Raw genomic sequence first — 13,300 nt, 5'->3', positions numbered from 1 at the left:
GCCGAACCGCCGCAGTGCGATCCGAAAATCGGCCCACGCCATTGACGCCGCCCGCCGGCCCGCGACACTGGAAGGCCGGACGGGAGAGGACCCTCATGGCCAAGCACATTCCCGCGATTGATCAGGGCACCACCTCGACGCGCGCGATCCTGTTCGACGCACAGGCGCGCCGCGTCGCGGTCGCCCAGACCGAATTCGCGCAGCATTACCCGCAACCCGGCTGGGTCGAGCATGACCCCGAGGATATCTGGCGCGACGTCCTGTCCACCGCGCGCGAGGCGATCGACGCCAGCGGCGTGGGCGCGCGCGACATCGCCGGCATCGGCATCACCAATCAGCGCGAAACCGTCGTCGTCTGGGACCGCGCCACCGGTGAACCCATCCACCGCGCCATCGTCTGGCAGGACCGTCGCACCGCCGACGTCTGCGCCGCGCTCCGCCGCGATGGCGCCGAAGATAGCGTGCGCGAGGCGACCGGCCTGTTGCTCGATCCCTATTTCTCCGCGACCAAGATCGCCTGGATCCTCGATTCCGTTCCCGGCGCGCGCGCCCGCGCCGACCGCGGCGAGCTTGCCTTCGGCACGATCGACAGCTTCCTGCTCTGGCGCCTCACCGGTGGCACGACGCACGCATCCGACGTCACCAACGCCGCCCGTACATTGCTCTGGAACATCCGCGCCGGCGACTGGGACGCGGAGCTGTGCCGCCTGCTCCGCGTGCCGATGGCGATCCTGCCGCAGGTCCACGACAATGCGCACATCTTCGGCACGACGGCTCCCGACCTGTTCGGTGCGCCCATCCCGATCGCGGGGATTGCAGGCGACCAGCAGGCCGCGCTGTTCGGCCAGGCCTGCTTCACCCGCGGCATGACGAAATCCACCTACGGCACCGGCTGCTTCATGCTGCTCAATACGGGAACGGAGGCGATCCGCTCGCAACAGCGCCTGCTCACCACCCCCGCCTACCGGCTGGACGGGCAGACCACCTTCGCGCTCGAAGGCTCGATCTTCGTTGCGGGCGCGGCGATCAAATGGCTACGCGACGGCATCGGCGTCATCACCCACGCCCGCGATACCGACGACATGGCGACGCAGGTGCCCGACAATCACGGCGTCTACATGGTCCCTGCCTTCGTCGGCCTCGGCGCACCGCATTGGGATGCGGAGGCACGCGCTGCGATCTTCGGCCTGACGCTGGGCGCGACGCAGGCGCATCTCGCCCGCGCGGCGCTGGAGGCGGTCGGCTATCAGACGCTCGATCTCGTCCAGGCGATGATCGCCGACGGCGGCGGCCATCCCGCCAGCGTCCGCGTCGACGGCGGCATGGCCGCGAACGACTGGCTGTGCCGCTTCCTCGCCGATCTGCTCGACGTGCCGATCGAGCGCCCCGCCGACCTCGAAACCACCGCGCGCGGCGCCGCCTTCCACGCCGGCCTCGCCACCGGCATCTGGTCTGGCCTGCCCGAACTCGAACGCCTCTGGGCCCGCGACGCCTGTTTCGAACCCGCCATGCCCGCCGATCGCCGCGCCACGCTCGTCGCCGGCTGGCACGACGCCCTGCGCCGCACGCTGCGCCACGCGGAGTGATCGATAGAGGATGGCGACGGTCGCCAAATCAGGCGCAAGGGCCTGAAAACCAAAAACCCCGCTAAGCCATTGGCCTAGCGGGGTTTTCGATGGTGGGCGTGGCAAGGATTGAACTTGCGACCCCTGCGATGTCAACACAGTGCTCTACCACTGAGCTACACGCCCGCCGGAGGTGGGCCAATTAGCAGGTTGCTTCGGGCTGGCAAGCCCTGATTTCACGCCGCGCTCAATTTAATCCGCTGGCGCTGCCCATTTCGAACACGCGGTCCACCTCGGCGACCAGGTCGCGCAGGTGGAACGGCTTGGACAGGACGCGCGCATTGGGCATTTCGCGCCCCGCCTTCAGCGTCACCGCGGCGAAGCCGGTGATGAACATCACGCGCAGGCCCGGCACCATCTCGGCGGCGCGGCGGGCGAGTTCGATGCCGTCCATCTCGGGCATCACGATATCGGTCAGCAGCAGGTCGAACGGCTCGGTTTCGAGCAGTGGGATCGCCGCGGTGCCGCGGTCGACCGCGGCGACGGCATAGCCCGCGCGTTCCAGCGCCCGCGTCAGATATTCGCGCATGACCTGGTCGTCTTCGGCCAGCAGGATACGGATCATCGCCTTTTCGGGTCCTTAGCGTTGCGGTCGATCCTGTATGGACCGGCAGATATGAAGATTTCCAGAGCGCCGAACGCGCGGATGGGCTAAGGCGTGCCACAGATGGACGCTTCGTTCGACCGGATCGACGGCGCACAGGCGCACAATGTGCCCCCCGGCACACCCTTCGCCTCGCCGCAAAGCCCCTCCGGCCTCGACACTCCGCCCGTGCCGGCCAGTCCCGTGGTCCTCTCGGTCCCGCATGCGGGCCGCGACTATCCCCCCGCCCTGCGCGCCGCGTTGCGCCTCCCCGAATCGGCGCTGGTGGTGCTGGAGGATCGCCACGTCGATGCCGTCGCCCGCGCCGCGCAGACGAACGAGACGATGCTGGTGCAGCGCCGCGCCCGCGCCTGGATCGATCTCAACCGCAGCGAATATGAGCGCGACCCGCGCGTCGACGACGGCGTCCGCCCGCAGGCGCAGTCCGGCCAGTCGATGAAGATCCGCAGCGGCCTGGGCCTGGTGCCGCGTCGTGCGGGCGGTGCGGGCGACCTGTGGCGCGGGCGGTTCACCGGCGCCGACGTCGCGCGCCGCATTGCGGAGGATCACCGCCCCTATCACGCGACGCTCGCCGCCACGCTGGCCGCGGCACGCGCCCGCTTCGGCGTCGCAATATTGGTCGACATCCATTCGATGCCGACCGTCGGCCCGCACGCGCGCCTCGTCCTCGGCGATCGCTTCGGCGCGACCAGCGATGCGCGCTTCCTCGCGCGGATCGAGGGCGCGGCGGCGCAGATGGGCATCGCGACGCAGCGCAACACGCCCTATGCCGGCGCGCATATCCTGCAGACGCACGCCGCGCCGGCCCGCGGCATTCATGCCGTGCAGGTGGAGATCGACCGCGCTCTCTATCTCGACTCCCGGCTCGACGGCCTCGGCCCCGGCTTCGATCGCACCGTCGCGCTGCTGCGCAGCCTGCTCGCCGCCGTCGCGGACGAGGCGCTCGCCGGCACGCCCCCCTTCGCCCTCGCCGCCGAATAAGACGCGGGCCCATAAAAAAACCACCCCGTGCTGAAAGCACGGAGTGGCCAAGGTTCAGGGAGGAGACACACCCGAAGGTGTGCCATACGGTCTCGCGAAAGGGGGGACACGAGCGCCGTACAAGTCACAAAATAGGCGAGGCGCGATTTGGTTCAACCCCCGCAACACTTCGTGACGTTTTTTTCACCGCACCATCATGAACGTTCGTCTCAACGGCGCAGCGACGGCGCCATCCGCGCCAGTACAGTATCCCGCAGGATCAGATGATGGCGCAGCGCCCCGGCGACGTGCAGCACGACCAGCGCCACCATCACCCAGCCGAGCAGCTCGTGCGCTTCATGCCCGAAGCCTGCCGCCCCCGCACTGGCCGGCAGGCGCGGAATGTCGAACAGGCCGAACCACGTCAGCGGCCGCGCCGGCCCGTCGGTCGGCGGCGCGCTCACCATCAGCCACCCGGTCAGCGGCAGCGCGAGCATCAGCAGGTAGAGCGACCAGTGCGTCGCATGCGCCAGCCCCTTTTCCCAGCCGGGCATGTGCGCGGGCAGCGGCGGCGGCCGATGCGCGATCCGCCAGGCGACGCGCGCCAGCGTCAGGGCCAGCACGGTGATGCCGATCGCCTTGTGCGCCCCCATCAGCGCGCGCAGCGCCGGAATGCCGTCATGCCCGATGCCGATGATCAGATTGGCGATGATCAGCACCGCGATCGTCCAGTGAAACGCGATCGCCACGGTCGAATAGCGTGCGTCGCGAGCCCAGCCTGTCATCCGTCATGTCCCTTCGAGGTCGGAACGACAGTCTGCCGGATCGGCGACCGGGTCAAGCGGGCTGCCCCAACGCAAACGGGCGGGCGTCGCGCGTTGCGACACCCGCCCGTCTAAGTATCGGCGGTTCCGGCTGGCGGAACGGCCCCGGTCTTTAACCGACCGGCGCGAACTGCGGCTGCGGCATCTTGCCCTGCTGCGCCTGGCGGCCGAAGATTTCGCGCATCAGCGACAGCGAGAACAGGTGCGCGTACAGCAGCGGCAGCATGCCCGACTGGCTCATCTTGCGCAGCTGGTCACCGCGCAGCGCGGCCAGCTTTTCCTCGTTCACCATCTGGAAGCCGCGATAGACGAACGGCGGCTGCTCCTGCTCCGGCTGGATCGTGACCTCGCCTTCCATCAGCAGGTCGAGCTCGCGCAGTTCGTTCATGAACGCCTGCGTGCGCGCGCCGGCCTGTTCGAACTGTTCGGAGAAATCGAGGATCGACTTCGTCACCTGGCTCGGCTGGCCGTTTTCGAACAAGGCATCGCCCTCGTCGAACGCACCGATCGCTTCCGACGTCGGGTCGAAGCACAGCGACAGCTCTTCGCTGTCCGGGCGCAGGCGCGCCAGCATGTACGGATAGCGGCGGACGTAGGCGGGGACGTACAGATTGTTTTCGGTCAGCTTGCCGTCGTCGCCGACGAAGACGTTGACGCCTTCGTTCAGGCCCATCAGCGCCAGCGGAATGGCATCGTCACCGATCGAGAAGACGATCGGCATGAAGCGCTGCACCAGCGGGAATTCGTCGGTGGTGATCGGAATGGCATGCTGGCCGACCAGGAAGGGGGCGGCATCCAGCTGGCGGACGCGCCAGGTGGCGTGCGTCTCGCTCGAGAGCGGCTCCAGGCCGTTGTAGAACAGGGGAAGCGGCGCGCTGGCCATGGGAACTCTCTCCGTCGTGGATAGTTTGCGGACCCGCAATGCCTGCGGGCCGCACGCTGGCGCGTTGCTCTATTGATCCGGCTGCCCCGGCGCAAGCGTCACAAGCTTGCCGGGGTTCAGGATTCCGAGCGGGTCCAGCCCCGCCTTCACCCCGCGCAGCGCCGCAAGGCGTGCGGGCGAAGACAGCCGCTCCAACTCGTGCAGCTTCATCTGGCCGATGCCATGTTCGGCCGCGATCGATCCGCCCGCCGCGATCACCAGATCGTCGACGAAGCGTGTGACCACCGGCACATCCTCGGCATACCAGCGCGCCGGGTCGGTGCCGGGCGCCGCGCGCACGTGGAAGTGGATGTTGCCGTCGCCCAGATGGCCGAAGCCGCTGGCATGCGTCCCGGGAAAGCGCGCCTCGCACGCCGCCGCCGCCTCGATCATGAAGCGCGGCATGCCCTCGACCGGCACCGAAATGTCGTGCTGCGATGCCGGCCCCAGCGCGCGCTCCGAATCGGAGATCGATTCGCGAATGCGCCAGAAATCCGCCGCCTGGGCCTCGCTCGCCGCGATCGTCGCGTCCTGGATCAGCCCATCCGCCAGCGCGTCGGCCAGCACCGCCTCGGTCAGCGCCGCACCGCGCGGGTCGGTCTGTTCGATCAGCAGGTGCCAGCGATGCGCCCCCGCCACCGGCGCGCGCGCACCCGGGACATGCGCCAGCACCGCCGCGAGCGATTCGGCGGGCAGGATCTCGAAACTCTCCAGCGCCTCGGTCGCCGCCTGGAACCGACGCAGCAGCGCCAGCGCCGCCTGCGGATCGCCCGTCGCTGCCCAGGCGGTCGTGCGTGTGGCGGGCAGCGGCACCAGTCGCAGCGTCGCCGCGGTGACGATCCCCAGCGTCCCCTCCGCGCCGACCAGCAATTGCGTCAGGTCGTAACCGCGATTGTCCTTCTTCAGCGCCGCGAGGCCATCATGCACGCTGCCATCTGCCAGCACCGCCTCGACGCCCGCGACCAGCCCGCGCATCGACCCGAAGCGCAGCACCTGCGTGCCGCCCGCATTGGTCGAGACGAGGCCACCGACCGTCGCATTGCCCTTCGCCCCCAGCGTCAGCGGAAAGCGCCGCCCCTCCGCAAGCGCCGCATCGTGCAGGTCGGACAGGATCACCCCCGCCTCCGCGACGGCGAGCCCCGCCGCCGCATCGACGCTCCGCATCCGGTTCATCCGCCGCAGCGACAGGATCAGCGCCGATCCGTCGCCCGGCGGCGTCGCCCCGCCGACCATCGAACTGTTGCCTCCCTGCGGCACCAGCGCCACCCGATGCCGCGCCGCCGCAGCGACCACCGCCGCAACCTCGGCGGTCGAGGCCGGTGCGAGCAGCGCCGGCGCGGTGCCGCGAAACCGCTGCCGCCAGTCGATCGTCCAGGGCGCGATATCGGCGGGATCGGTCACGATACCCTTCGGCCCCAGCATCGGGGCGAGATCGGCAAGCAGTGCGGTTTGGGCGGGAGTCATGCGCGTCCGCTACCCCCGGACGCCCCGCCGCTCAACCATAGGTGGCCCCTGCCCGCCTTCGCCGCCGATGGCGCAAGTTCATCCTCCGTTCAACGATCGCCGCTAGGAGCCGACACCGAACATGCCGACTCCTGCGTTTTCCGCCGCGCTGATCGCACCCATGCTCCTGGCCGGCACCGCGCCCGTGCTGGTCTCCGCCAGCGAGTCGCCCGACCGGCTGAACGGCGTCCAGTTCGCGCAGATGACCGTCCGCGAACGCATTATCATCCGCGTGCCGCGCGTGGGCCCCGCGCGCGGCCCCGCCGCCGCGCCGCGGCTGTCGGTGCCGCAGCCGATGCAGTGGAAGGAAAAGAAGGGGCCCAAATGCATCGCCGTCGCCGACATCGGCGGTGCGCTCGTCTCCGCCCCTGACGCGGTCGACCTGGTGATGGCCGGCGGCAAGCGCCTGCGCGCGCACCTCGACGACGATTGCGGGCCCATGGATTTCTACAACGGCTTCTATCTGCGCCCCAAGGCCGACGGAAAGGTCTGCGCCGACCGCGACGTCCTGCGCATGCGCTCCGGCGCCAGCTGCGGCATCGCCAAGTTCCGAACGCTGGTCGCCCGCTGAGGGGGCGAGGCCCTCAGCTATCGAGCCATCCGCGCCGCAGCCACACACCCCGTCACCCCGGCCGAAGAGCCGGGGTCCCGCTTCTTCTACCGGCGCAAGAAGCGGGATGCCGGATCAAGTCCGGCATGACGGGCTTCGTGGTTCGGCGATCCGCACGAAAACGCTGTCCTACACGCCCCGATTATGCCTATCGTCGTGCCCGCTTTTTGACACGGTGAACCACGCCCGAAACGTGTCCTCGCCGGGGAAGGCATTCCGACGATAACGTACCGTCCACTTCGTCCACTTCCGCGCCATTGCCAGTCTCCGCTTGCCCGTGACATCGTCCGAATCGGGCGATCGCCCGGTGGAGAACAAACTTGGCGATAAGCAGACATGGAATGGGGCTGGCGCTTGTACTGATGACCGCAGGCTGCGCGACTGACAGGGGCGAAAAGCCGCTGCTCACCGCACGCACCAGCCAGCAAATGGCAAGAGCATGCGGAGCGATACGGAGCGAATTTCACCGGAACGCGCCCGGACTTCCCTACGCCACCTTCGTGCTCAAAGTGGACGAAGCCGTCCCGCAGGATGCGCCCCCGCCAACAGTCAAATGCCTTAGCGAGGCGTTGCACGCGTTCCGACATTCGATGCTCTCTTTCCGCGCCGAAGAAGCCGGCAATCCCTAGGCGCCACCGACGCTTTCGTCTCCTTTCGCCCCCGAATCGCCCCGCTTGTCACCCCGCGAACGCCGCCGCATGATGACGCCATGCTCTTCAGCCCCTCGCCCCTGATCGCAACGCTGAGCTGGATCGTCGCTCTCGCCTTGGGCGCGAAGCTCGTGGCGACGATCATCCTGCTGAGCGTCGGCAAAGGCATGCGCGATCGGCCTGGCTGGGGCGCGATGCTGTGGTGGCTGACGAAGATCACGCCGGTGATCGCCGTCCCTTGCGCCATCCTGATCGCCTGGCTGCAAGGGTTGACCGGTCCGCTCTGGCTTTTCGTAGGCCTGATGCTGTTCGTCCTCGTCGCCGTCCCCCTCAAGATACGGGGACGCCGGACCCGCATCGCGAGGCAGGCCAGACACGCGCCGTCATAGCCCCTCCACCCACCCTTTCCTTGACTTTCGCGCCCAGATCGGCAAGCGCGACGCTCGGCGTGCCGCACCCGTGTGCGTCTATTTCCGGACCCTTGCATGAGCCTTTTGGCATGAGCTTCGCCGATCTCGGCCTCTCCCCCGAACTCCTGACCGCGGTCACCGACGCGGGCTATAGCGAACCCACGCCGATCCAGGCGCAGGCGATCCCCAGCGTCCTGATGATGCGCGACCTGATCGGCATCGCGCAGACTGGCACCGGCAAGACCGCCGCCTTCGTGCTGCCGATGATCGACATCCTGGCGCACGGCCGCAGCCGCGCGCGCATGCCGCGCAGCCTCATCCTCGAACCGACGCGCGAACTCGCCGCGCAGGTCGCCGAGAATTTCGAGAAGTACGGCGCCGGTCACAAGCTTTCGATGGCCCTGCTGATTGGCGGCGTGTCGATGGGCGACCAGATCAAGGCGCTGGAAAAGGGCGTCGACGTGCTGATCGCGACGCCGGGCCGCCTGATGGACCTGTTCGGCCGCGGCAACATCTTGCTGACCGGCTGCTCGATGCTCGTCATCGACGAGGCGGACCGCATGCTCGACATGGGGTTCATCCCGGACATCGAGGAAATCTGCACCAAGCTGCCCAAGCAGCGCCAGACCCTGCTGTTCTCCGCGACGATGCCGCCGCCGATCAAGAAGCTCGCGGACAAATTCCTCGACAATCCCAAGACGATCGAGGTGTCGCGCCCTGCCTCGACCAACCTCAACATCAAGCAGTATCTGGTCCCCACCCCGACCAACGCGTTCAAAAAGCGCGAGGCGCTGCGCCGCCTGCTCCGTCAGGACGAGGTGCGCACCGCGATCATCTTCGCCAACCGCAAGACGACGGTACGCGAGCTTAACAAGAGCCTGAAGAAGCACGGCTTCCAGTCGGGTGAAATTCATGGCGACATGGAACAGCCGCAGCGGCTCGCCGAACTCGACCTGTTCAAGTCGGGCAAGATCAACATCCTGGTCGCCTCCGACGTCGCAGCGCGCGGCCTCGACATCAAGGGCGTCAGCCACGTCTTCAACTTCGACGCGCCCTGGCATCCCGACGATTACGTCCATCGCATCGGTCGCACCGGCCGCGGCGGCGCGACCGGCGTCGCCTATACGCTGATCACCAGCGAGGATGCCGAGAACATCCAGAATATCGAAAAGCTGACCGGCCAGACGATCGAACGCCTCGACCTCGGCGACGCGCCCGAGGCGGACGCGCCGGCGGCCGAGGAACCTCGCCGTCCGCGCCGCGGTCGCAAGGCGAACGACAGCGCCCCCGTCGAGCAGGCGCCCGCACCGGCCCCCGCCCGCCCGGCCCGCGACGATCGCCGTCCCGCTGCCGCCCCAGCCGCCGCCGCGTCGCAGCCGCGCAACGACGACCGCCGCCGTCCCCGCCGCGACGATCGCTACGCCGATCGTGACCCCAACCGTGATGACGGCCCGGACGATGGCTGGAACGGCCCGATCCCGGACTTCCTCCACGCCACGATCGCACCCTGAGCGCATCCGGGGACGTCCGTCATGGTGATCGAGCGGACGCCCCCGGTCGCGATCGACACGCCTTGCATCGGCGTTTGCGTGATGGAGCCGGACGGCCTGTGCCGCGGCTGCGCCCGTACGATCGACGAAATCGTTGCCTGGGGCCAGATGACGCCCGACCGGCGCCGCGCGATCATGGCCACCCTGTCGGACCGGCGGCCCTGACCCTATATCGGCGACCGTTCCGCCAAAGGATACCCGCTTGCCCCTGACGCGCCGCCATCTGTTGCAGGCTGCCCCGCTCGCTGCCGCCGTGCCGTGGCTCCCCGCATGGGCGCAGCCCGTGTCCGCCGGCATCGCCGCCCCGCTGCCGACGCTCACCGGCCCGGACGTCACGCTCCACGTCGCGCATCAGATGATGACGATCGACGGCAAGCCGCAACATGCGATCGGCATCAACGGCTCGGTGCCGGCGCCGCTGCTGCGCTTCCGCGAAGGGCAGGATGCCACGCTCACCGTCGTCAACGATCTGGACGAAGAGACCTCGATCCACTGGCACGGCCTGCTGCTGCCGTTCCAGATGGATGGCGTGCCCGGCATCAGCTTCCCCGGCATTCCGGCGCGCAGCCGCTTCACCTACCGCTTTCCGATCCGCCAGGCGGGCACCTACTGGTATCACAGCCATTCGGGCCTGCAGGAGCAGATGGGGCATTACGGCCCGATCGTCATCGATCCCGCCGGCCCGGACCCGATCGCGAGCGACCGCGAACATGTGATCGTCCTGTCCGATCACAGCCCACTGCACCCGCACGCCATCTTCCGCCGCCTGAAGTTGCAGGGCGGATATTTCAATTACCAGAAGCAGACCTTCGCCGGCCTGCTCGCGGGCAAGGACCAGCCGCTCAAGGACCGCCTCGCCTGGGGCGCGATGCGGATGGACCCGACCGACGTGTCCGACGTGACGGGCAGCACCTACACCTATCTGATCAACGGCCATGGCCCCGCCGACAATTGGACCGCGCTGTTCGCGGCCGGCGAGCGGGTGCGGCTGCGCATCGTCAACGCCTCGGCGATGACGAACTTCAACGTGCGGATTCCAGGCCTGAAACTGACGATCGTCCAGGCCGACGGCCTCAACGTCCGGCCAGTGACGGTCGACGAATTCCAGATCGCCGTCGCCGAAACCTATGACGTGATCGTGGAGCCGGAGGCGCAGGCCTATACGCTCGTCGCCGAAGCCTGGGACCGTTCCGGCATGGCGCGTGCCACGCTTGCCCCGCAGGTCGGCATGGTCGCGCCGGTGCCCGCGCTCCGTCCGCGCCCGCTCGCCACCATGACCGACATGGGTATGGGCGACATGGACATGAGCGACATGAGCCACATGGACGGCATGGCCCGTATGAGCGGCATGGACCACGCCGCCGCGCCCGCCGCCTGCCCACCCGAACACGCCGCCATGGGCCATTGCAAACCCGCAGGCCCTGCCGAGCCGATGCACCACAGCATGCGCGACTTCGCGAACGCGCCGGGCCTGCCCAAGACCCCTGCCGTGCAGACGGTCGCCCCCATGCCGATGGACCGCACCGGCGAACCGCCACAGGGCCTCGCCGACGTTGGCCATCGGGTGCTCGTCTACCGCGATCTCGTTGCATTGGATCGCAATCCGGACGTCCGCGCGCCGTCGCGCCAGCTCACCATCCACCTCACCGGCAACATGGAACGCTATATGTGGGCGTTCGACGGGGTGAAGCTGAACGCCGTCACCGCGCCCATCCCCTTCCGTGCCGGCGAGCGCGTCCGCGTTCGCCTCGTCAACGACACGATGATGGCGCATCCGATCCATCTGCACGGCCATTTCTTCGAACTGGTGACGGGCCATGGCGACCACGCGCCGCGCAAGCACACCGTCAACGTCGCCCCCGGCGGCACCGTCACCTTCGACCTGACCGCCGACGCGATCGGCGACTGGGCGTTCCACTGCCACCTGCTCTACCACATGCACGCCGGCATGATGCAGGTCGTGACGGTGCGCGCGGAGGATGCCGCATGAGGGCGGCGCTGGCGATCCTTGCCCTGCTCCCCGCGCCGGCGATGGCGCAGATGCACCATATGGACGGCATGAGCATGCCGGGCATGACGATGCCCGCCGCGCCGAAGCCTGCCGCCAAGGCTAAGCCGAAGCCCAAGACGAAGCCCAAGCCCCCGGCCCGCTCCCCGGCACGGCCGCAAAGCCACGCGCACCCCGGCCCGGATCACGTGATGGCCATGCCAGTGACGCCCGTCGCAGCCGATCCGAACTGTCCGCCCGACCATGCGGCGATGGGCCATTGCACGCCTGCGGCATCCGCTGCTCCCAAGACTGCGATGCCGGCCATGCCCCAAGACATACCAATGCATGCGATGCCGGGCATGCACGCCATGCCAGCGGCAGCGGCCACCAAAAGCGGCACCGACCTGCCCGCCGGTAACGCCCCGCCGCCCCCGCCCCCGACCACCCGCGCCGCCGATCGGTTCTACGACCCCGCCGCCATGGCCGCTGCCGATCGCACGATGCGCGCCGAGCATGGCGGGATGCGCTTCTCCCAGATCCTCTTCAACCTTGCCGAGGTGCAGGTCCGCCACGGCGGCGACGGCTATCGCTGGGACGGCGAAGGCTGGTTCGGCGGCGATATCGACCGCGTCGTGCTGAAGAGCGAAGGCGAAGGTACGTTCGGCCGATCGATCGACCAGGCCGAGGTGCAGGCGCTCTACGCCCATGCCATCGGCCCCTATTTCAATTTGTTGGCCGGCGCCCGGCAGGATCTCGGGCCGAACGGCGGCCGCACGCATGCCGCGATCGGCGTAGAGGGCCTCGCGCCCTATTGGTTCGACGTCGAGGCGACGCTGTTCGCCTCCGACAAGGGCGTCCGCGCCCGCGGATCGGCATGGTATGACCAGCGCCTGACCCAGCGCGCGATCCTGCAACCCCGCGTAGAGGTGAACCTGGCCGCCCAGGACGAACCCGACGCCCGCATCGGTGCCGGCCTGTCCAGCGTCGAGGCGGGGCTTCGCCTCCGCTACGAAATCGCCCGCGAATTCGCGCCCTATGTCGGGGTCAACTGGGAACGCCGCTACGGCGCTACCGCGCGCTATGCCCGCGCGGATGGCGAGGGCAGCGGCGGCGTGTCACTCGCGCTCGGGATCCGCGGCTGGTTCTGATGCCAGCGCGCGCTGCAACCGCCGGACGTTCTGGGTCAGCGCCCGCAATTCGTCGATGCTAAGGCCCGTCTTCGCAAACACCGCCTCCGCCAGGCATGTCGCCTCGCTGCGCAGCCCCTGCCCCGCCTCGGTCAGCAGCACGCGCACCTGCCGCTCGTCCTGCGTATCCCGCGCCCGCCGCACCAGCCCGCCCGCCTCCAGCCGCTTCACCAGCGGCGTGATCGTGCTCGATTCCAGCGACAGACGCTCGGCGATCGCCCCAATCGTCCGCCCGTCCTCTTCCCATAAGGCGTGCAGCACCAGATATTGCGGATAGGTGATGCCGATCCGGTCGAGCATCGGCTTGTACACGCGCGTCATCGCGATCGACGCGCCGTACAGCGAGAAGCAGAGTTGCTCGTCCAGCGACAGCGGGTGGGACGGCGGCATGGTCATCGACAGGTCGTACACGCTTTTCCTCCACGGCGGAACGCCACTGGACAAATCAGTATCGCGATATACATT

14 protein-coding genes and 1 tRNA gene are annotated in these 13,300 nt (G+C 68.6%); 9 read left to right on the top strand and 6 right to left on the bottom strand.

The window, feature by feature from the left end:
• Positions 1-95: 95 nt before the first annotated feature.
• Positions 96-1,586 carry a glycerol kinase GlpK gene (glpK, locus tag SPHME3_RS0107725; RefSeq protein ID WP_018250661.1) on the top strand — a complete coding sequence of 497 codons (1,491 nt, stop codon included), beginning with the start codon at positions 96-98 and terminating at the stop codon, positions 1,584-1,586.
• Between the two features lie 90 nt (positions 1,587-1,676).
• Here glpK and SPHME3_RS0107720 read toward each other — a convergent pair.
• Positions 1,677-1,751, bottom strand: a tRNA-Val gene (locus SPHME3_RS0107720).
• 61 nt (positions 1,752-1,812) lie between these two features.
• Complete coding sequence (gene cpdR, locus SPHME3_RS0107715) at positions 1,813-2,190, bottom strand: cell cycle two-component system response regulator CpdR (protein ID WP_017979742.1); 378 nt, start codon at positions 2,188-2,190, stop codon at positions 1,813-1,815.
• A 102-nt stretch (positions 2,191-2,292) separates the two neighbouring features.
• Here cpdR and SPHME3_RS0107710 point away from each other — a divergent pair, with 102 nt between their 5' ends.
• The gene (locus SPHME3_RS0107710) at positions 2,293-3,210 is read left to right on the top strand and encodes an N-formylglutamate amidohydrolase (RefSeq protein WP_017979743.1); all 918 of its coding nucleotides are present in this window, start codon (positions 2,293-2,295) and stop codon (positions 3,208-3,210) included.
• A 209-nt stretch (positions 3,211-3,419) separates the two neighbouring features.
• Here SPHME3_RS0107710 and SPHME3_RS0107705 read toward each other — a convergent pair whose 3' ends face one another.
• The 3 genes from SPHME3_RS0107705 to SPHME3_RS0107695 all read right to left on the bottom strand — a co-directional run bounded on the left by SPHME3_RS0107705 (position 3,420) and on the right by SPHME3_RS0107695 (position 6,399).
• Positions 3,420-3,974 (bottom strand): cytochrome b, encoded by a 555-nt coding sequence (locus SPHME3_RS0107705; protein ID WP_017979744.1) that lies wholly within the window; start codon positions 3,972-3,974, stop codon positions 3,420-3,422.
• Positions 3,975-4,125: 151 nt separating this feature from the next.
• Positions 4,126-4,896: a SapC family protein gene (locus tag SPHME3_RS0107700; protein ID WP_017979745.1), complete on the bottom strand. Its 771-nt coding sequence runs from the start codon at positions 4,894-4,896 to the stop codon at positions 4,126-4,128.
• 69 nt (positions 4,897-4,965) lie between these two features.
• On the bottom strand, positions 4,966-6,399 hold the full coding sequence (locus SPHME3_RS0107695; protein WP_020486572.1) for an FAD-binding oxidoreductase: 1,434 nt from the start codon (positions 6,397-6,399) through the stop codon (positions 4,966-4,968).
• Between the two features lie 121 nt (positions 6,400-6,520).
• Here SPHME3_RS0107695 and SPHME3_RS0107690 point away from each other — a divergent pair, with 121 nt between their 5' ends.
• The 7 genes from SPHME3_RS0107690 to SPHME3_RS0107665 all read left to right on the top strand — a co-directional run bounded on the left by SPHME3_RS0107690 (position 6,521) and on the right by SPHME3_RS0107665 (position 12,796).
• The gene (locus SPHME3_RS0107690) at positions 6,521-7,009 is read left to right on the top strand and encodes a hypothetical protein (protein ID WP_020486573.1); all 489 of its coding nucleotides are present in this window, start codon (positions 6,521-6,523) and stop codon (positions 7,007-7,009) included.
• A gap of 380 nt (positions 7,010-7,389) precedes the next feature.
• Positions 7,390-7,677 (top strand): hypothetical protein, encoded by a 288-nt coding sequence (locus SPHME3_RS21015; RefSeq protein WP_156002634.1) that lies wholly within the window; start codon positions 7,390-7,392, stop codon positions 7,675-7,677.
• An 80-nt stretch (positions 7,678-7,757) separates the two neighbouring features.
• A complete protein-coding gene (locus tag SPHME3_RS0107685; RefSeq protein ID WP_017979749.1) occupies positions 7,758-8,087 on the top strand; it encodes a hypothetical protein in 330 nt (109 codons plus the stop codon).
• A gap of 110 nt (positions 8,088-8,197) precedes the next feature.
• Positions 8,198-9,619 (top strand): DEAD/DEAH box helicase, encoded by a 1,422-nt coding sequence (locus SPHME3_RS0107680; RefSeq protein WP_017979750.1) that lies wholly within the window; start codon positions 8,198-8,200, stop codon positions 9,617-9,619.
• A gap of 21 nt (positions 9,620-9,640) precedes the next feature.
• The gene (locus SPHME3_RS0107675; protein ID WP_017979751.1) at positions 9,641-9,823 is read left to right on the top strand and encodes a DUF1289 domain-containing protein; all 183 of its coding nucleotides are present in this window, start codon (positions 9,641-9,643) and stop codon (positions 9,821-9,823) included.
• Between the two features lie 37 nt (positions 9,824-9,860).
• On the top strand, positions 9,861-11,648 hold the full coding sequence (locus SPHME3_RS0107670; protein WP_017979752.1) for a copper resistance system multicopper oxidase: 1,788 nt from the start codon (positions 9,861-9,863) through the stop codon (positions 11,646-11,648).
• Positions 11,645-12,796, top strand: coding sequence for a copper resistance protein B (locus SPHME3_RS0107665; RefSeq protein ID WP_017979753.1), 1,152 nt, complete (start codon positions 11,645-11,647; stop codon positions 12,794-12,796). Before SPHME3_RS0107670 ends, SPHME3_RS0107665 begins: the two co-directional genes overlap by 4 nt.
• Here SPHME3_RS0107665 and SPHME3_RS0107660 read toward each other — a convergent pair.
• Complete coding sequence (locus SPHME3_RS0107660; protein WP_024310385.1) at positions 12,764-13,225, bottom strand: MarR family winged helix-turn-helix transcriptional regulator; 462 nt, start codon at positions 13,223-13,225, stop codon at positions 12,764-12,766. The genes SPHME3_RS0107665 and SPHME3_RS0107660 overlap by 33 nt on opposite strands.
• Between the last annotated feature and the right edge of the window lie 75 nt (positions 13,226-13,300).

Origin of the sequence: Sphingomonas melonis DAPP-PG 224, assembly GCF_000379045.1 — a bacterium.
In the GTDB taxonomy this organism is placed as follows: Bacteria; Pseudomonadota; Alphaproteobacteria; order Sphingomonadales; family Sphingomonadaceae; genus Sphingomonas; species Sphingomonas aquatilis.
The sequence above is the reverse complement of the archived record's forward strand: the minus strand, read 5'-3'. Positions and strand labels throughout refer to the sequence as shown.

Bases quoted from the DNA above. Each gene is read 5' to 3' on its own strand.
- glpK (WP_018250661.1), top strand. From the start codon at position 96: ATGGCCAAGCACATTCCCGCGATTGATCAGGGCACCACCTCGACGCGC.
- cpdR (WP_017979742.1), bottom strand. From the start codon at position 2,190: ATGATCCGTATCCTGCTGGCCGAAGACGACCAGGTCATGCGCGAATAT.
- SPHME3_RS0107710 (WP_017979743.1), top strand. From the start codon at position 2,293: ATGGACGCTTCGTTCGACCGGATCGACGGCGCACAGGCGCACAATGTG.
- SPHME3_RS0107705 (WP_017979744.1), bottom strand. From the start codon at position 3,974: ATGACAGGCTGGGCTCGCGACGCACGCTATTCGACCGTGGCGATCGCG.
- SPHME3_RS0107700 (WP_017979745.1), bottom strand. From the start codon at position 4,896: ATGGCCAGCGCGCCGCTTCCCCTGTTCTACAACGGCCTGGAGCCGCTC.
- SPHME3_RS0107695 (WP_020486572.1), bottom strand. From the start codon at position 6,399: ATGACTCCCGCCCAAACCGCACTGCTTGCCGATCTCGCCCCGATGCTG.
- SPHME3_RS0107690 (WP_020486573.1), top strand. From the start codon at position 6,521: ATGCCGACTCCTGCGTTTTCCGCCGCGCTGATCGCACCCATGCTCCTG.
- SPHME3_RS21015 (WP_156002634.1), top strand. From the start codon at position 7,390: ATGGGGCTGGCGCTTGTACTGATGACCGCAGGCTGCGCGACTGACAGG.
- SPHME3_RS0107685 (WP_017979749.1), top strand. From the start codon at position 7,758: ATGCTCTTCAGCCCCTCGCCCCTGATCGCAACGCTGAGCTGGATCGTC.
- SPHME3_RS0107680 (WP_017979750.1), top strand. From the start codon at position 8,198: ATGAGCTTCGCCGATCTCGGCCTCTCCCCCGAACTCCTGACCGCGGTC.
- SPHME3_RS0107675 (WP_017979751.1), top strand. From the start codon at position 9,641: ATGGTGATCGAGCGGACGCCCCCGGTCGCGATCGACACGCCTTGCATC.
- SPHME3_RS0107665 (WP_017979753.1), top strand. From the start codon at position 11,645: ATGAGGGCGGCGCTGGCGATCCTTGCCCTGCTCCCCGCGCCGGCGATG.
- SPHME3_RS0107660 (WP_024310385.1), bottom strand. From the start codon at position 13,225: ATGCCGCCGTCCCACCCGCTGTCGCTGGACGAGCAACTCTGCTTCTCG.